Below are 17635 nucleotides of genomic sequence, written 5' to 3' on the forward strand. Positions count from 1 at the left end.
CCGGCTCGGACGGGGCTTCTGGCGTTGCTGAGGTTGCGGGTGAGCGTCGGGCTCAGGGGCGGACGCCGTTGGCGATCAGCGCCGCCATCGGGTCGACCGGGTCGCCGGCACCGGGGCGCACCTCGAGGTGCATGTGCGGACCGGTGCTGTTGCCGGTGCTGCCGACGTAGCCGATCACCTCGCCGGCCCGGACCGTGTCGCCGACCGAGACCGCGTAGCCGGAGAGGTGGCAGAACCACAGCTCGGTGCCGTCGTCGGTGGTGACGATGATCTGGTTGCCGTAGGCGCCGGCGTACTCGGCCGAGGTGACGGTGCCGTTGGCGACCGCCATCACCGGCGTGCCGGTGGGGGCGGCGAAGTCGAGGCCGGTGTGGTTGCGCGACCAGTTGCCGCCCGCCTGGCCGAAGGTGGCGGTGAGGCGGTAGCTGGCCAGCGGCAGGTGCCACAGGTTGAGCTCGACGGCGTCACGGTGCTTCTCGGCAGTCGCGGCGAGCTTGGCCAGCTCGGCGTTGCGCTGCTCGGCCGCCGCCTCGGCGGCTGCCTCGATCTCCTGGTTGGTGGCGTCTTCGAGGGCGTCACGGCGCGAGTCACGCGAGATCGCCTCGGTGCGCGAGGCACGGGCGGTGCTGGCGGAGACGGCGCTGACGCCGGACAGGGCGCTGGCCTGGAGCTGGATCGGGGAGGAGGCGGTGGCGTCAGAGCCGAGGTCGGCCTGGCTGACGGTCACTGCGCCAGTTGCGGAGACGGCGAGTGCCGCGACTCCGACCAGAACGGCCGGGGAGGGCATCACCTTGACCAGGGGCGAGCGCGTGGTCTGCGGCTTCGCAGCCCGGCGCTTGCCACCTACGTACGGGGTCTCCTGCGCTGGAGCAGTGGTCCTCGCGACTGCGGGCTGGGCGCCGCGGCGAGGTGCTCGATGGTTTCCCATGCAGAAATTTCCCTGTGGTTGGTGGTCGTAAGCCTCACAGACTGTAACGGACCCCCAGAAGCCGCAGAAATCTGTGTCCCACGATTGTGGATCAGGCCATGGCCAGATGTGGGGGATTTGGCCATTTAATGGCGGTGTGTCCATACCAGCGACGTGAGCAGGCTCTCGGCCCCTGCATCCCGCACAGTCACCCCCGCATTGGTGTGTGCAGGTGAGGCAGGACTAAGGTGCGAGAGGATTTCCCGCGGCTGGGATGCCACTCGGCCGTAGCGAACAGCAATCTAAGGAATCAGACACGTGGACCTGATGGAGTACCAGGCAAAGGAACTCTTTGCCAAGCATGGCGTTGCCACCACTCTCGGCGTGGTTGTTGAGACCGCCGAGGATGCCAAGGCTGCAGCCGAGCAGATCGGCGGCGTTACGGTCGTCAAGGCCCAGGTCAAGGCCGGTGGCCGTGGCAAGGCGGGTGGCGTCAAGATCGCCAAGACCGCCGACGAGGCCTTCGAGTACGCCTCCAACATCCTGGGCATGGAGATCAAGGGCCTCACGGTCAACCGTGTCCTGGTCACCCCCGCCACCCCGCCGGTCGAGGAGTACTACTTCTCCTTCCTGCTGGACCGGGCCAACCGCTCGCACCTGTGCATCGCGTCCGTCGAGGGTGGTGTGGAGATCGAGGAGGTCGCCAAGACCAACCCCGAGGCCGTGCGCCAGATCCCGATCAACGCCCTCGAGGGCGTCACCCCGGAGAAGGCCGCCGCGATCGTCGACGAGGCCAAGTTCCCGGCCGAGCTGCGCGACCAGGCCATCGAGATGGTCCAGAAGCTCTGGAAGGTCTACGTCGAGGAAGACGCCACCCTGGTGGAGGTCAACCCGCTGGCTCGCCTCGCGGGCGACAAGCTGGAGGCCCTGGACGGCAAGGTCTCGCTCGACGAGAACGCCTCCGAGGTGCGCCACCCCGACCACGAGCAGTTCGAGATCAGCGAGGAGGCCGACCCGCTCGAGGCGAAGGCCAAGGCGCTGGGCCTCAACTACGTCAAGCTCGACGGTCAGGTCGGCATCATCGGCAACGGTGCCGGTCTGGTCATGTCGACCCTCGACGTCGTCGCGTACGCCGGTGAGAACCACGGCGGCGTGAAGCCGGCCAACTTCCTCGACATCGGCGGCGGCGCCAACGCCACCGTGATGGCGAACGGCCTCGACGTGATCCTCAACGACGAGCAGGTCAAGTCCGTGTTCGTCAACGTCTTCGGTGGCATCACCGCGTGTGACGAGGTCGCCAACGGCATCAAGGGTGCCCTGGAGATCCTCGGCGACAACGCGACCAAGCCGCTCGTCGTCCGCCTCGACGGCAACAACGTCGAGCAGGGCCGGGCGATCCTGAACGAGCTGAACCACCCGCTGGTGACGCAGGTCGACACCATGGACGGAGCGGCCGACAAGGCCGCCGAGCTCGCGAACATCTGAAACGGAGAACTTGAACAATGACGATCTACCTGAACAAGGACTCCAAGATCATCGTCCAGGGCATCACCGGTGGCATGGGCTCCAAGCACACCAACCTGATGCTCCAGGCCGACGCCAACATCGTGGGCGGCGTCAACGCCCGCAAGGCCGGCACCACCGTTGAGCTCAACGGCAAGGAGCTCCCGGTCTTCGGAACCGTCGAAGAGGCGATGGCCGCCACCGGCGCCAACGTCTCGGTCGCCTTCGTGCCGCCGGCCTTCACCAAGGCGGCCTGCATCGAGGCCATCGACGCCGAGATCCCGCTCCTGGTGGTCATCACCGAGGGCGTCCCGGTCCAGGACACCGCCGAGGTCTTCGCGTACCTCGACGGCAAGAAGACCCGGATGATCGGCCCGAACTGCCCCGGCATCATCTCCCCGGAGGAGTCGCTGGCCGGCATCACCCCGCACACCATCGCGGGCAAGGGCCCCATCGGTCTGGTCTCGAAGTCGGGCACCCTGACCTATCAGATGATGTACGAGCTGCGTGACTTCGGCTTCACCACCGCCATCGGCATCGGTGGAGACCCGATCATCGGCACCACGCACATCGACGCCCTCGAGGCCTTCGAGAACGACCCGGAGACCAAGGCGATCGTGATGATCGGCGAGATCGGCGGCGACGCCGAGGAGCGCGCTGCCGCCTACATCAAGGAGCACGTGACCAAGCCGGTCGTCGGCTACGTCGCGGGCTTCACCGCCCCGGAGGGCAAGACCATGGGCCACGCCGGCGCCATCGTCTCGGGCTCCTCGGGCACCGCGCAGGCGAAGAAGGAGGCCCTCGAGGCCGCCGGCGTCAAGGTCGGCAAGACGCCGTCCGAGACCGCGGAGCTCATGCGCGAGATCATGAAGAACCTCTGATCCGACCGATCAGCGCAACAGCCCCCGACCGGTAGGTCGGGGGCTGTTGTCGTTCAGCTGCTCGGGCTGCTCAACACCCCTGCTCGGTCATCGCGCAGAGCATCGGCGCGACGACGGCGTTCGACCGGTCGAGGTCGCTCAGGCCGCCCCCGATCGTGTCGGTGCTCCACTCGCCGCTCTGCATGACCACCAGGAGCGCGCGGCCCTTGCGGCTGACCCGGTAGAGCGAGCCGCCCAGGCCCTCGGCCGCGGTGTCGGCGAAGACGACGCTGTCCGGGTCGCCGGAGCCGAACACCTGCCAGACGCGGGAGGCCATCACGGCGCCGCCGCGCCCCGCCTTCTTCGGCGTACAGGCGCTGACGGTGTCGAAGAGCTCGGTGAACGCCTGCTTGGCCGCGTCGGCGTCGCGGTAGCCGATCACCTGGCGCAGCTCGAGGAACTCCGGCCCGCTGTTGCTGGCGAGCAGGCGCCCGGTGGGCAGCGGTTGCTGCGCCAGCAGCGGCTGGCCGCAGACCAGGGTCCGGTCGATCCCGGTCAGCTGCGCGGACGGCCCGAGCTGTTCGCCGCCGTCCGCGCTCATGTCGACGAAGCCCTGGGCGAGGTCCAGGTCCGGCACCGTGCCCTGGCCGACCTTCTCCGACTCCGGCGCCTCGGGCAGCAGGAGCGGATCCTCCTGCTCGGTGCCGGGTGTGCTGGGCGTGCCGAGGCCGCTCATCGCCGCGGCGAGGGTGGCGAGCTGGGCGCGGGTGTCGAGCACGCCGGAGGCGACGTCACCGCTCCACGAGCCGTAGCTGGAGGTGACCAGCAATGCCGGGCCGGCGGCGAGCAGGTTGACCACCTCCACCGACGGCTCGGCGCTGGCGGCGCCGCGGGCGAAGTCCTCGCTGATGCTGACCCCGGGCCACGCCGCGTCGCCGTCGTGGACGGCGACAGTGCCGGAGTCGCGCGGGTCGCCGTCGGTGCATCGCCGGGCGGCGTCGACGACCTCCTGCTGCACCTTCGCCGCGGACTCCGGGTCGGGGAGCAGGTAGACGGTGCGGATCTCGGACGTCTCGCCGCCGCTCAGCGCCGCACTGCGGACGTCGCGGGGAGCGAGATCGCCCAACGGTGTCGTGCCGCAGTAGTCCAGGCCCTCCATCGCGGCGGTCCGGCTCACCTCGGCACCCTCCAGGCCGGCCGCGATCGGGAAGTCGGCCGGGATCTGCTCCAGCACGCTCGGCGTCGGCGAGGTGGTCGCCGGCGGCGGGTCGCTGCGGTCGTCGCCGCCCGCGGCCAGCACGGCACCGGTCGAGGCGATCACCGCGACGGCGACCGCGACGGCGACCGTGCCTCCCACGTTGCGGCGACGACGGCGCGCGTCGCCCCGGCGGCGGACCTCCGCCGCGTCGAGGCGCACGGTGGGCGTGGTCGCGAAGCTCTCCAGGTCTCGGATCGGATCAGACATGTGCTGCTCCTTGGGTCGGGCCGGCATCGGCATCGAGGAGGGCGGTCAGGGCGGCGCGGCCGCGGTGCAGCCGCGCCTTCACGGTGCCGACCGGGACGCCGGTCTCCTCGGCCACCTGTTGCACCGGCAGGTCGCACAGGTGGTGCAGCACCAGTGCCCGGCGCTGGGAGTCCGGGAGCTGCCGCAGCGCGGCGATCAGGGCCACCCGGTTCTCGTCGGGCCCCGCGCTGGGGGCCACCTCGTGCAACGCCCGATCGGGTGGCCGCCGCGCCAGCCGCATCCGCCGCCAGCGGCTCACCGCGAGCCGATAGGCCGTCGTCCTGATCCACGCCTCGGGGTGGGTGAGGTCGGCGAGCTGCTTGCGCCGGCTCCAGGCGCGGATGAACGCCTCCTGCACGCACTCCTGCGCCTCGTCGCGATCCCCGATCATCGCGTGGAGCTGGCTGGTCACGCGAGCGAACGATGCGTCGTAGAACGCGTCGAACTCCTCCTCGGTCATCTCCACCTCCGTGTGGTTGCTGTCTCGGCTGGGAGACGCATGGGAGAGCCGGCGGGTTGCGTCGGAGCCCGAGAATTCTCCGCGGACTACTCGTCGCCCTGGAAGGAGAAGGAGCGGAGCCGGTCGCCGGCGAACCAGACGGCTCCTACGGCGAGGGCGGCGGAGGCGCCCAGCGCCCACCACAGGGCGAGATCGCTGCTGCTGACCGCGGCGTCCACCTCCTGGCCCACCCGCTGGCCCCACTGCGCCACGCTGAGCGTCGCGATGCCGGAGAAGATGCTGCCGAGCGTGCCCTCCCAGATCAGGATGTAGAGCAGCCCGAAGACGACGGCATGCCGGGTCAGCGTGCTCAGCGCCAGGAAGAGCGCGGTGTAGACGATGCCGCTGACCACCGTGCTGGTCCACAGCGCCACCGACATCCCGGGCTCCTCCGGGCGCACCACCAGCCCGACGACGAGGATCGGCAGCGTGCCGGCGGCGAGCACCGCGGCGAGCGCGACCAGGTACTTGCTGAGCGCCACGCTGTGCCGCGAGATCGGCTTGGCCAGCAGGTAGACGATCGAGCCGTCGTCGACCTCGGGCCCCATCACCGAGCTGGCCGCGATCAGCGCCAGCAGCGGGAGCACCAGGCTGGGGCCCATCCCGTCCAAGGTGTCCCAGGCGGCGACCTCGTCGCCGGTCAGCACCCGGATCAGCACCACCAGCGCGGCCAGGCCGATCGGGAAGACCAGCAGCAGCCAGAACCGGCGGTGGCCGAGCAGCGCCTGCACCGCGAGCCGGACGATCGTCGGGTTCATCGCGCCACCAGGTAGGAGAAGACGCTCTCCAGCGACTCGTCGCTGGGGGAGACCTCCCACAGGGCGATGTCGCCCTCACGCGCCCAGCGGGGCAGGCCGTGGGCGAAGGCGCCGAGGTCGGAGACCTCGACGTCGATGCCGTCGTCGCCGGTGAAGCGGACCGCCTTCACCGCGGGTTGTGCGACCAGCGCGGTGGCCAGCGCACGGGCGTCGTCGCAGCGCAGGAAGTAGCGCACCGGGCGGTCGGTCATCAGCCGCCGGATCGCGCCGAAGTCGCCGGAGGCCGCGTGCCGTCCGGAGACCACCACCTCGATGTGCCGGGCCAGTCGCTCGACCTCCTCCAGGATGTGCGAGCTGAAGACGATGGTGCTCCCGGCGTCGCCCAACCGGTGCAGGAGGTCCATCAGCTGCATCCGCTGGCGGGGATCGACCCCGTTGAACGGCTCGTCGAGCAGCATCACGCGTGGCTCGTGGACCAGCGCCGCAGCGATCTTGATCCGCTGCCGCATGCCCTTGGAGTAGGTGTCGATGCGCCGCTCGGCGGGCTCGGTCATCTCCACGCGCGCCAGCGCCCGCTCGGTGGCGGCGCGGGGGTCGGGCAGCTGGTGCAGCTCGGCGTTGGCCTGCACGAACTGCCGTCCGCTGAGGTAGCCGAAGCTGATCTCGCGCTCCGGCACCAGCCCCAACACCCGGTAGGCCTCGGTATTGCGCCACACCGGGACGTCGTCCAGGGTGACGGTGCCGGCCGACGGCGCCAGGAAGCCGGACATCATCGCCATCAGCGTGGTCTTGCCGGCGCCGTTGGGCCCGAGCAGGCCGGTGACGCCGGGGCCGATCGTCATCGTCACGTCGTTGACGGCGACCACGTTGCCGAACCAGCGCGACACCTTCTCCAACCTCAGCACGCTCATCAGCGACCTGCCTTCCGGAACCGGGCCACCAGCAGGGCGAGGGTCCCGCCGACGATCGCGACGGCGACGATCAGGTAGAGGGCGACCATCGCGGCGCCGTCGGGGGGAGTGATCACCCGGACGCCGGCGTCCAGCTCACTGGCCAGCCCGTTGACCAGCGACCACGGGGAGAAGAGCCCGGCGAGCTCGCCGACCCGCGGGGAGCCGGTCTCGTCCGCGATCGCCTGGACGATCGAGACCCCGGTGTTGAGCACCACCAACGCCAGGATCGAGCCGACGACGGCGAAGCCGCGGCGCAGCGCGTAGCTGGCGATCAGGCCGGTGATCCCGGCCAGCATGGTGGCCAACAGCAGGGTGAGCGGCAGCGACCGGACGAACTGGCTGAGCTCGTGGCTGACGTCGAGGTCCGCGATCAGTCCACCGGCCAGCAGCACCAGCTGCGGGACCAGCATGAAGAGCACGCACGCGGTGGTCAGCGAGGCCCAGCGCACCAGCGCCAGTGGAGCCGGGCTGAGTGGACGGGCCAGGTAGAGCACGATCGAGCGCGAGCGCAGGTCGCGGGAGAAGAGCACCGGCGCCTGCGCGGCGGCGAAGATGCTGATCAGCACCTGGATCTGGTTGGTGTAGCCCGCATAGCTCACCAGCGGCTTGTTGATCCCGGTGACCGCCAGCACCCCGATCAGGATCACCGCCGGGAGCAGGGCGAAGGCGCCGAGCACGATCGGGAGTACCTTGGAGCGTCCGGAGCGGCCGATCCCGAAGGCGTGCCGCAGCCCGGTCAGGTACAGCGAGGCCGCGATCGTGGCGTTCGACTCGCGCGGGCCGGTGTAGCGGCGGTAGCCGATGTCGTGGATGACGCCCGCGGGGCGGGGGCCCGGGTAGCCCTCAGACATGGTGGGCTCCTTGGGTGAAGACGTCCTCGAGGTGGCCCTGGTCGGCCTGGATCCGGACCAGCGCCAGCTCCAGATCGGCGACGGTGTCGCGGACCAGCCGGTGCACGTCGAGGCCGTCGGGTGGCGGGTCGATGGTGACCAACTGGCCCCTGGGCCGGCAGCTGAGGCCCGCGGCGGCGAGCGCGTTGCCGAGCAGATCCCGCTCCGCGGCGCCGCCGAGCACCTCCACCAGCAGGGATCCGGTGGCGTCGAGGAACTGGCTGGTGGCCGAGGAGCGGAGCAGGTGGCCGCCGTCGAGGATCACCACGTGGTCGCTGATCTTCTCGAGCTCGCCGAGCAGGTGGGAGGTGACCAGCACCGGGATGCCGAAGTCGGAGCCGATCCGGCGGACCAGGCTCAGCATCTCCAGGCGCGAGGCCGGATCGAGCCCGTTGGTGGGCTCGTCGAGGAAGACCAGGGCCGGGTCGTGGACCAGGGCCTGGGCGAGCTTGGCGCGCTGCTTCATCCCGGTCGAGTAGCCGCCGAGCAGCCGGTAGCGCTCCTCGTCGAGCCCGACCAGGCGCAGGATGTCGGCGGCGCGCTCGCGGGCCGCGGCGGCGGGCAGGCCCGACATCCGGGCCAGGTGCACGACGAACTCGCTGGCGTTGACGTCCGGCGGCAGGCAGTCGTGCTCCGGCATGTAGCCGATCACCCGGCGGATCTCGTCGTCGGCGGTGGCGATGTCGTGGCCGAGCACCTGGGCGGTGCCCGAGGTCGGCGTCTGCAGGCCGAGCAGGATCTTGATCAGCGTGGACTTGCCGGCCCCGTTGGCGCCGACCAGCCCGGTCACCCCGGCATCGATCTCGACGGTCAGGTCGTGCAGGGCCACGACCCGGCCGTAGTCCATGGTGAGACCCGCCGTGCGGATCACCGGCGCGGCGGTCACCGAGGCGCTCTGCGACGTGTCGGCGGTCACGTCGACAACCTACAGGGTCACCTGCTGGGCAGGTTCTCCAAGCGCTCCAGGGCCCGCTCGCCGAGGGCGCTGAACCCGCCCTTGGGCAGGGTGTGCGGGCCGTCCGGGACGAAGACCACCTGGGCCACGTCGGCGTCGCGGCGGATGATCGCCATCCAGTAGGTGAGCGTCCGCTTGTCCGACAGCTCGGTGTCGATGCGCCAGATGGTGAGGTCGCTGCCCTTGGTGGAGCGGCTGGTGGTGCGGGCCACCTCGGTGGTGAGGTCGTCGTCCTCGCAGCTGGCCATCTTCGCGCGCACCTGCTCGACCTGCTTGCGTGCCGGGCCGGCCGAGGCCATCCGGCCGTAGGTCTCGGTGATCCCGAAGTAGGTGGCCAGGTCAGCGCCGGGGATCACGAAGCTGCGGGTCCGGGTGGAGCCGAACTGCTTGCCCTTGAAGGTGATCGCGGTGCACGGGGTGGCGGCGACATTGGTGGCCTTGGTCGGCTTGGTGCCGGCCCAGGCCAGGTCGATGCCGGTGACCGGCGGCAGGTCGATCTCCTGCAGCATGCCCTTGGCCTTGTCGCCCGGCGGCGGTGCCACCTTGCGCAGCTTCGGCGTGGTCACGCAGGTGCCGCCCACCTCGTTGGCGCAGAGCTTGGTGACGGCGCTGCCGATCAGGGAGACCAGCGGCTTCAGGTTGACGTCGAGCTCGCCGCGCTCGCCGCGCTCGGTGAGCGTGGTCGAGGTGAGCAGGGAGCCGGTCCGGCTGAGCGCGACCAGGTGCGTGGTGGCGGGGCGCTCCCATGCGCGCAGGGCGAGCACCATCGCCTCCTCGCCGACGCCGTCGAGGCGGTGGGTGGAGATCAGCTGGACCCGGGTCTCGGTGCAGCCCAGGTACCAGCCGACGAGCCGGTCGTAGGCCGTCTTGCTGGCCTCGGGGGTCTTGCTCAGCTCGGCAGCCTGCATCGCGGCTCCGGTCGGCCGTCCCGAGAAGGTGAAGGTGCGGACCAGGGTGCCGAGGCCGGCCGGGTCGGCGAACGGGTCGCGCTGGCACAGTGCGTAGCGTCCGGTGCCGCCGGTGTTGTCGTCGGTGCTGGTGGTGGCGATGGTCCGCTTCGGGACGGCGGCGGCGATCTCCGTCTTGTCGAGCAGGTCGTTGGGGTGCAGTCGCGGGCCGGTCTCCTCTGTGGAGGTCGAGTCCTTGCCGAGGGCCCGCACGTCGGCGGAGTTCTGGTGCACCAGCACGCCGCCGCCGAGCAGCAGCGCGGCGGTGGCGGCGACCGCGATCAGGGTGTGCGTGCGGCGTCGCCGGGAGCCACCCCTGCGGATGATCGTGGAGCGCGGGTAGCGGGTGTCGTGCAGGCGGTCGCCGAGCATGGTCAGCCGGTGCGCGATCTGCTCGGGTGCCACCTCCAGGCGCTGGGCCATGCTGGCGCGCGCGTCCGCGAGGGCCGTGCTGGCGGCGTCGACGGTCAGGCCGAGCTCGCGGGCCGACGGCGCGATCTCGAGGCCGGCCAGCTCGGCCAGCAGCAGGGCCTTGCGCTGCCGGGGCGTCAGGTCGCCGAGTGCCTCGAAGGTGGCGATGGTGGCCTCGTCGAGGTTCTTCTCGCGGTGCCAGATCCGGGCCTGGTGCCGCCGCTGGGCGCTGCTCCACGCGTGCGGGCGCACCCACGACTCGGGGTCGGGAAGGGTGGAGACCTTGCGCCAGTGGTGCCAAGCGGAGACGTAGGCCTCGCGCACGGCACTGCGCGCGGCAGGCAGATCGCCGGTCAGCGCATAGGTCTCCAGCAGGAGGCGGGCACGGGTCGCCTGGTAGAACGTATCGAAGTCGGCTGGGGCAGGCATGGCGGCTCCAGCCTACGCGCGGGTGGGTAGGACTGTCCCGTTCGCGAGCCTCGTTCCCTGCGCTGCCGACGGCACCCGGCGACCGGGAGGTGCGCGGGGCCACAGCGGCGTGGGCCGGTCCCCGGCGTGTGCAGCGCGCCCGCGCCTGCTCGGCCGGGGAGGATGGATGCGCCATGATCTCCACCGTGACGCCGACCGACCGCCCTCGTACCGCCCGGCCGCTCTCGCTGCTCGCAGCGCTGGCCGGCTTCACGGCGTCCGGGATCACCCTGGGGCTCTGCCTCGCGACCAGCCTGGTGGGCTGGTTCCTGGCCGACGCCGGTGCCCACGGTGAGCCGCGGGACGCGTTGCGCAGCGGGGCGCTGGCCTGGCTCTCCGCGCACGGCTCCGGCCTGAGCATCGACGGCATCCGGATCACCGCGGTGCCGCTGGGGCTCACCCTGCTCTGTCTGCTGGTGGTCTGGCGGACCGCGCTGCGGCTGGGGGAGAGCCTGACCAACCACGGCCCCGACGCCGACGACCTGGCCGACGGGGTCCGGGACTGGACCGTGCACGTCGCGGTCGGGGTCTTCGCGGCCGCGTACCTTTTGGTGACGACCCTGACCAGCGTGCTGGCGGCCGGTGACAACGACCCCTCGCTGGGCGCCGCGCTGGTCTGGACGCTCGGGTTGTGCGCGATCGCGGCGGGCCCGGGGATCGCGATCGGCTCGGGACGCGCCGCCACCTGGCTGTCGATGGTCCCCGAGGGCGTGCGGGCCACGGCGACCGCGGTGCGGGCGGTGCTGGTCTGGTTCCTGGGCCTCGCGCTGACGGTCTTCGTGATCGCGCTGCTGCTCGACTTCGGCACCGCCGCGAACGTGCTCTCGCAGATGCACACCTCACCCGGCGATGCCGCGCTCTACCTGCTGCTCTGCCTGCTGGTGGTGCCGAACGCGGTGATCTTCGCCGGCTCGTACCTGCTCGGTCCGGGCTTCCTGGTCGGCACCGGGACGTTGGTCAGCCCGACCCTGGTGGCGATCGGCCCGGTCCCGTTGTTCCCGTTGCTCGCGGCCCTGCCGGACAACGGCGAGACGCCGGCCTGGACCGCGTTCCTGGTCGGCCTGCCGGTGCTCGTGGCCGCCCTCGCGGTGGCCCGCACCCAGCGGGTGCACCCGACCATCGCCTGGGAGGCGGGTGCCGTGCGCGGCCTCGCGGCCGGCGTGGTGAGTGGCCTGCTGTTCGGCATCCTGGCCGCGCTGGCGGGCGGTGCCGTGGGGCCCGGCCGGATGGCCGACGTGGGTCCGGTGGTGGGGGAGACCCTGGTCACCGGGATCGTCGCCTTCGGCCTCGGCGGGCTGCTCGGCGGAGTGCTCGGCACCTGGTGGACGCGCCGTCGTCACGGCGCCGCGGAGTAAGGCTCAGCCCGCCCATCGCGTCGCGGCCGGGGCTCGATAAACTTCGCCCGTGTCCACCTCCGCCAGGCCTGCCCGGCTCGTGGTGCTCGTCTCCGGATCGGGCACCAATCTGCAAGCGATCCTCGACGCCGCCGCCGACCCCGCCTACGGGGCCGAGGTCGTCGCCGTGGGCGCCGACCGCCACGACATCGAGGGGCTGCGTCGCGCCGAGCGCCACGGAGTCCCGACCTTCGTGCTGCGGGTGCCCGACTTCGCGGACCGCGCGGCCTGGGACAAGGCGCTCGCCGAGGCCGTCGCCGGTTACCAGCCGGACCTGGTCGTCCTGGCCGGCTTCATGAAGCTCGTCGGTGACGACTTCATGGCCGCCTTCGGTGGTCGCACGGTGAACACCCACCCGGCGCTGTCGCCGTCGTTCCCGGGGATGACCGGGCCCAAGGACGCCCTGGAGTACGGGGTGAAGGTCACCGGCTGCACGCTCTTCGTGGTCGACGCCGGTGTGGACACCGGTCCGATCGTGGACCAGCGTGCCGTTCCGGTGCTCGATGACGACGACGTCGAGTCGTTGCACGAGCGCATCAAGACCGCCGAGCGCGAGATGCTCGTCGAGAACGTGGGCCGGATGGCCCGAGAAGGTTTCACCATCACCGATAGGAAGGTGCGGTTCACGCGATGAGCACGAACCCCGAAGGCCGGATCCCGATCCGGCGCGCGCTGGTCTCCGTCTACGACAAGACCGGTCTGGAGGAGCTCGCCCGCGGTCTGCACAAGGCCGGCGTGAGCATCGTGTCCACGGGAGGCTCGGCCGCCCTGATCGAGTCCATGGCGATCCCGGTCACCCGGGTGGAGGAGCTGACCGGCTTCCCCGAGTGCCTCGACGGCCGGGTCAAGACGCTGCACCCGAAGGTGCACGCAGGCATCCTCGCGGACCGCCGCCTGGACTCCCACGTGGAGCAGCTGGCCGAGCTCGGGGTCGAGCCGTTCGATCTGGTGATCTCCAACCTGTACCCGTTCAGCCAGACCGTGGCCTCGGGCGCGACCCCGGACGAGTGCGTCGAGCAGATCGACATCGGCGGCCCGTCGATGGTGCGCGCGGCCGCGAAGAACCACCCGTCGGTGGCGATCGTGACCTCGCCCGACGACTACGCCGGCACCCTGGCCGCGGTCGAGGCCGGCGGCTACACGCTGACCGAGCGTCGTCGCCTGGCCAGTGCCGCGTTCGTGCACACCGCCACCTACGACGTGAACGTCGCCTCCTGGATGGGCTCGGTGCTCGTCTCGGACGACGCCGACACCCAGTTCCCGGCGTGGATCGGTGCGTCGTGGAGCCGTGAGGACGTGCTGCGCTACGGCGAGAACCCGCACCAGGCCGCCGCGATCTACCGCAACGGCCACGGTGCCGCGCGCGGTCTCGCCCAGGGCACCCAGCTGCACGGCAAGGAGATGTCGTACAACAACTACATCGACGCCGACGCCGCCTACCGTGCCGCCTACGACCACGGCGACCAGCCGACGGTCGCGATCATCAAGCACGCCAACCCGTGCGGCATCGCGGTCGGCGCCGACATCGCCGAGGCGCACCGCAAGGCGCACGAGTGCGACCCGGTCTCGGCCTACGGCGGCATCATCGCCACCAACCGTCCGGTGACCGCGGAGATGGCCGAGACGGTCAAGGACATCTTCACCGAGGTGATCGTGGCTCCCGGATTCGAGGGCGCTGCGCTCGACATCCTGACCGCCAAGAAGAACCTGCGCCTGCTGGTGGTTGACCCGCCGAAGGGTCTGCACCTGGAGTCGCGTCCGATCACCGGTGGTCTGCTGGTCCAGATGCGCGACCAGATCGACGCTGCCGGCACCGACGCCGAGGGTCGCCCGTTCGGCGACGACCCGGCGCACTGGCGCCTGGTGGCCGGCTCGGCCGTCACCGACGAGGTGCTCGGCGACCTGACCTTCGCCTGGCGCTCGGTGCGCGCGGTGAAGTCCAACGCGATCCTGCTGGCCAAGGGCGGCGCCTCGGTGGGCGTCGGCATGGGCCAGGTCAACCGGGTCGACTCCTGCAACCTGGCGGTCACCCGTGCGGGTGAGCGCGCCCAGGGCGCGGTGGCCTCCTCGGACGCGTTCTTCCCGTTCGCCGACGGCCTCCAGGTGCTCATCGACGGCGGCGTGACCGCGGTCGTCGCGCCCGGTGGCTCGATCCGTGACGAAGAGGTGATCGCCGCCGCCAACGCCGCCGGGATCAGCCTCTACTTCACCGGCACCCGCCACTTCGCGCACTGAGCCAGCGCTTCATCGTGACGCCCGCGGGTCCGCCCGCGGGCGTCACGCATTTCTGCGGCGGCTCGCGCTGGCCGGAGGGCGGCCGGAAAACCGGATGCGGGCGGCTCAGTCCCCGCGATATCTTGACGTCGAGATAAACCTGTTGCACTCGGGAGACGCACATGAGACTGCTGGCCACCATCGTTCCGCCGACCAGCCTGGAACGCCGCCTGACCGTGCAGTCGATCCTCTCCGCGTTCGCCACCGGCTCGTTCCTGACCGGCACCGCCGTCTTCTTCACCAAGATCGTCGGGTTGAGCGCGGCGCAGGTCGGCCTGGGCATGTCGATCAGCGGCATCGTGGTGCTGGCCTGCTCGGTGCCGCTGGGCAAGGTCACCGACCGGCTCGGCGCGCAGCGGATGTGGGTGCTCGGCTCGGCGATCGAGGCGATCCTCTACTTCATCTGGCCCTGGCTGGACGGCTTCTGGACCTTCACCCTGATGCTCTCGGTGCTCGCCGCCGTCGAGACCGGGGCCCGCGCAGGCCGCGGTGCCTACACGATCGAGGTCTTCCCGAGGGAGACCCGGGTGCGCTCGATGGCCTTCATGCGCTCGGCCCGCAACGTCGGCTACACGCTGGGCGCGGCCGCCGGTGGCTTCGCGCTGGCGATCGGCACCGACACCGCCATCATGGCGGTCCCGATCCTCACCGGTGCACTGCTGGTGATCAACGCGTTCATGGTCCGGGCCCTGCCGACGATCGCCCGCGCCGACTCCGTCGAGGTAGTCCAGCTGGCCAGCCCGGCCGGGCTGAGGAACAAGGGCTTCGTGATCCTCGGCATCTGCAACGGGGTGCTGGGCACCAACCAGGTGCTGCTCAACGTGGTCGTCCCGCTCTGGCTGGTCGAGCGCACCGACGCCCCGCCGGTCCTGCTGGCCTGGCTCTTCGGCACCAACACCGTGCTGGCGGTGCTGCTCCAGGTGCCGTTCGCCAAGGGGGCGCACAGCGTCGACGGCGCGCTCCGGGCGGCGCGCCTGTGCGGCTGGTCGTTCGTGATCTCGTGCGCGATCATCGCCGTCACCCATGACACCGTCGGCTGGGTCTCGATCGTGCTGATCTGGCTCGGCCACGTGACCATCACCGGTGCCGAGCTGTGGTCGAGCGCGGCGCACTGGGGGTGGCTGGCCGAGCTCAGCGACCCGCAGCGGCTGGGGGAGTACCAGGGCGTCTTCAACCTGGGCTACCAGGTGGAGTCGATCGTCGGGCCGGCCCTGTTCACCTTCCTCGCCCTCACCTGGGGAACGCCGGGCTGGGCGGTGATCGCGGCGATCGCCGTCGCCGCGGTGGTCGTCGCGCATCCGGCTGCTCGCGCCGCCGAGCGTCACCTGCGCGAGCACGCGGTCACGTCCTGAAATAGACTGCCCTGCGTGACTGCCAAGAAGCTCGACGGAACCGCGACCGCTGCGGCGATCAAGGACGAACTGCGCACCCGGATCACCGCGCTGAAGGAGCAGGGCATCACGCCCGGCCTCGGCACCATCCTGGTCGGCGACGACCCGGGGTCGCGGTGGTACGTCGGGGGCAAGCACAAGGACTGCGCCGAGGTCGGCATCGAGTCGATCCGGATCGACCTCCCGGAGACCGCCACCCAGGAGGAGATCGAGGACGCCGTCCGCTCCCTCAACGAGAACCCGGCCTGCACCGGCTACATCGTCCAGCTGCCGCTGCCGCGCGGCCGCGACGAGAACCGCGTGCTCGGCCTGATCGACCCGGGCAAGGACGCCGACGGCCTGCACCCGACGAACCTCGGCTGGCTGGTGCTGGGCAACGAGGCGCCGCTGCCGTGCACCCCGTTCGGGATCGTCGAGCTGCTGCGTCGCCACGACGTTGCGATCAACGGTGCCGAGGTGGTCGTGGTCGGCCGCGGCGTCACCGTCGGCCGCCCGCTCGGCCTGCTGCTGACCCGCCGCTCCGAGAACGCCACCGTGACCCTGTGCCACACCGGCACCGTCGACCTGGCCGCCCATGTCCGCAAGGCCGACATCGTGGTCGCCGCGGCCGGCGTCCCGGGCATCATCACCGCCGACATGGTCAAGCCGGGTGCTGCCCTGCTCGACGTCGGCGTCTCCCGCGTCGACGGCAAGATCGCCGGCGACCTGGCCGACGACGTCTGGGACGTCGCGGGCTGGGTCTCCCCGAACCCGGGCGGCGTCGGCCCGATGACCCGCGCCATGCTGCTGGCCAACGTGGTCTCGATCGCCGAGAGCCAGCTGCGCTGATGAGCACCGACGACTCGGCAGCGCAGCCGGACGGCGAGCCCGCCTCGGGCGCCGCTGCCGAGTCGTCGACCCCGGCCGAGTCCGACCCGGCCACGGCCGGCCCGGCGGACGACGTCATCGAGCGTCGCTCGGTCACCGAGATCAAGGCGCCGCGCACCGTCGGCGGCGTGATCTACCTGTGCGTGCTGGCCGCTGCCATCGGCGGTGTGATCACCGCCGCGATCGGTCCCTGGCGCAGTGGCGTGAGCTGGTTGGCCCTGGCCATGCTGGCCGGAGCCGCCGCCCGGGTGGCGCTGCGCACCGAGGACGCCGGCATGCTCGAGGTGCGGCGCAAGTCCTTCGACGTCACGATCATGGTCACCTTCGGGGTGCTGCTGCTGATCCTGGCGGCGACCATCCCGGACCAGGGCTAGCCGCAGCGCGGGGGAGCCGCGCTCAGCCGAGGTGGGTGGCCAGCCAGCCCGGGAACGCGGTGAGGTCGGTGAGCACCACGTCGGTTCCGGCGTCGCGCAGCTCGTCGGCGGTGCAGCCTCCGGTCAGCACGGAGACGCTGAGCACGCCTGCCGCGCGGGCCCCCTCGACGTCGTGCACGTGGTCGCCGACGTAGACGCTGACACCATGCGCGCGCAGCGCCTCGGCCTTGCCGACGCCCCAGACCTGCCCCTCGACGTGGTCGATGTCGAAGGCCAGATGGTCGACGTGCCGATGTGCGTTCGGGGCGAACTTGCCGGTCACCACGATGATCCGGCCGCCATGACCGCGCACCGCCGCCAATGCCTCGTGGGCCCCGCCGGGCGCGGGCACGGGGTGGATCGAGTGGTCCACGTAGAGCTCGCGGAAGCGGTCGACCGCGGCCGGGATCGCCGTGGCCTCGAGATAGTCGGCGAGCATGTGGTCCAGCGGTGGGCCGAGCCGCGCGGTCATCTCCTCGCAGGCGAAGGCGACGCCGAGCTCGGCGCCGAGCGCCTGCAGGGTGGCTGCGAACCCGGGACGGGTGTCGATCAGCGTCATGTCGAGGTCGAAGCCGACCACCAGCGGTGTGCTCACGCTGCCGATTCTAGGCAGGGGCAGACAATGCTCCCCGGACGAACGG

17 protein-coding genes are annotated in these 17635 nt (G+C 71.2%); 8 read left to right on the forward strand and 9 right to left on the reverse strand.

The features are described 5' to 3' along the window. Window positions 1-52 precede the first annotated feature (52 nt). Window positions 53-727: a M23 family metallopeptidase gene (locus ABD151_RS20885; protein WP_343996796.1), complete on the reverse strand. Its 675-nt coding sequence runs from the start codon at window positions 725-727 to the stop codon at window positions 53-55. 498 nt (window positions 728-1225) lie between these two features. Here ABD151_RS20885 and sucC point away from each other — a divergent pair, with 498 nt between their 5' ends. Both sucC and sucD read left to right on the forward strand, forming a co-directional pair. Then, on the forward strand, window positions 1226-2392 hold the full coding sequence (gene sucC / locus ABD151_RS20890; RefSeq protein ID WP_343996797.1) for an ADP-forming succinate--CoA ligase subunit beta: 1167 nt from the start codon (window positions 1226-1228) through the stop codon (window positions 2390-2392). A 17-nt stretch (window positions 2393-2409) separates the two neighbouring features. Next, a complete protein-coding gene (sucD, locus tag ABD151_RS20895; RefSeq protein WP_343996798.1) occupies window positions 2410-3291 on the forward strand; it encodes a succinate--CoA ligase subunit alpha in 882 nt (293 codons plus the stop codon). A 70-nt stretch (window positions 3292-3361) separates the two neighbouring features. On the opposite strand, the gene ABD151_RS20900 is transcribed toward sucD, so the two are convergent. The 7 genes from ABD151_RS20900 to ABD151_RS20930 all read right to left on the reverse strand — a co-directional run bounded on the left by ABD151_RS20900 (window position 3362) and on the right by ABD151_RS20930 (window position 10616). Beyond that, the gene (locus ABD151_RS20900; RefSeq protein WP_343996799.1) at window positions 3362-4735 is read right to left on the reverse strand and encodes a hypothetical protein; all 1374 of its coding nucleotides are present in this window, start codon (window positions 4733-4735) and stop codon (window positions 3362-3364) included. Then, on the reverse strand, window positions 4728-5234 hold the full coding sequence (locus ABD151_RS20905) for a SigE family RNA polymerase sigma factor (RefSeq protein WP_343996800.1): 507 nt from the start codon (window positions 5232-5234) through the stop codon (window positions 4728-4730). Before ABD151_RS20905 ends, ABD151_RS20900 begins: the two co-directional genes overlap by 8 nt. 86 nt (window positions 5235-5320) lie before the next feature. After that, window positions 5321-6031, reverse strand: a complete 711-nt coding sequence (locus ABD151_RS20910; protein WP_343996801.1) for an ABC transporter permease — start codon at window positions 6029-6031, stop codon at window positions 5321-5323. Further along, entirely contained in the window at window positions 6028-6942 is a 915-nt protein-coding gene (locus ABD151_RS20915) for an ABC transporter ATP-binding protein (RefSeq protein WP_343996802.1), read from the reverse strand. The genes ABD151_RS20910 and ABD151_RS20915 overlap by 4 nt, the downstream gene beginning before the upstream one ends. Beyond that, the gene (locus ABD151_RS20920) at window positions 6942-7835 is read right to left on the reverse strand and encodes an ABC transporter permease (protein WP_343996803.1); all 894 of its coding nucleotides are present in this window, start codon (window positions 7833-7835) and stop codon (window positions 6942-6944) included. Before ABD151_RS20920 ends, ABD151_RS20915 begins: the two co-directional genes overlap by 1 nt. Continuing rightward, window positions 7828-8790 carry an ABC transporter ATP-binding protein gene (locus tag ABD151_RS20925; RefSeq protein WP_343996804.1) on the reverse strand — a complete coding sequence of 321 codons (963 nt, stop codon included), beginning with the start codon at window positions 8788-8790 and terminating at the stop codon, window positions 7828-7830. Before ABD151_RS20925 ends, ABD151_RS20920 begins: the two co-directional genes overlap by 8 nt. A gap of 17 nt (window positions 8791-8807) precedes the next feature. Further along, entirely contained in the window at window positions 8808-10616 is a 1809-nt protein-coding gene (locus ABD151_RS20930; RefSeq protein ID WP_343996805.1) for a SigE family RNA polymerase sigma factor, read from the reverse strand. A 173-nt stretch (window positions 10617-10789) separates the two neighbouring features. Between ABD151_RS20930 and ABD151_RS20935 the strand changes: the two genes are divergently transcribed. From ABD151_RS20935 to ABD151_RS20960, 6 genes are all read left to right on the forward strand, one after another. Next, window positions 10790-12010, forward strand: a complete 1221-nt coding sequence (locus tag ABD151_RS20935; protein WP_343996806.1) for a cell division protein PerM — start codon at window positions 10790-10792, stop codon at window positions 12008-12010. A 49-nt stretch (window positions 12011-12059) separates the two neighbouring features. Beyond that, window positions 12060-12683 (forward strand): phosphoribosylglycinamide formyltransferase, encoded by a 624-nt coding sequence (gene purN / locus ABD151_RS20940; protein WP_343996807.1) that lies wholly within the window; start codon window positions 12060-12062, stop codon window positions 12681-12683. Further along, a complete protein-coding gene (gene purH, locus ABD151_RS20945; RefSeq protein ID WP_343996808.1) occupies window positions 12680-14284 on the forward strand; it encodes a bifunctional phosphoribosylaminoimidazolecarboxamide formyltransferase/IMP cyclohydrolase in 1605 nt (534 codons plus the stop codon). The genes purN and purH overlap by 4 nt, the downstream gene beginning before the upstream one ends. A 161-nt stretch (window positions 14285-14445) precedes the next feature. Further along, window positions 14446-15675 carry an MFS transporter gene (locus ABD151_RS20950; RefSeq protein ID WP_343996809.1) on the forward strand — a complete coding sequence of 410 codons (1230 nt, stop codon included), beginning with the start codon at window positions 14446-14448 and terminating at the stop codon, window positions 15673-15675. A 15-nt stretch (window positions 15676-15690) separates the two neighbouring features. Beyond that, window positions 15691-16542: a bifunctional methylenetetrahydrofolate dehydrogenase/methenyltetrahydrofolate cyclohydrolase gene (locus ABD151_RS20955; RefSeq protein ID WP_343996810.1), complete on the forward strand. Its 852-nt coding sequence runs from the start codon at window positions 15691-15693 to the stop codon at window positions 16540-16542. Further along, window positions 16542-16955 (forward strand): DUF3017 domain-containing protein, encoded by a 414-nt coding sequence (locus ABD151_RS20960; RefSeq protein WP_343996811.1) that lies wholly within the window; start codon window positions 16542-16544, stop codon window positions 16953-16955. The genes ABD151_RS20955 and ABD151_RS20960 overlap by 1 nt, the downstream gene beginning before the upstream one ends. A 22-nt stretch (window positions 16956-16977) precedes the next feature. On the opposite strand, the gene ABD151_RS20965 is transcribed toward ABD151_RS20960, so the two are convergent. Further along, window positions 16978-17589: an HAD family hydrolase gene (locus tag ABD151_RS20965; protein ID WP_343996812.1), complete on the reverse strand. Its 612-nt coding sequence runs from the start codon at window positions 17587-17589 to the stop codon at window positions 16978-16980. Window positions 17590-17635 lie beyond the last annotated feature (46 nt).

It is taken from the genome of Nocardioides dubius (genome assembly GCF_039528155.1).
GTDB classification, from domain to species: domain Bacteria; phylum Actinomycetota; class Actinomycetes; order Propionibacteriales; family Nocardioidaceae; genus Nocardioides; species Nocardioides dubius.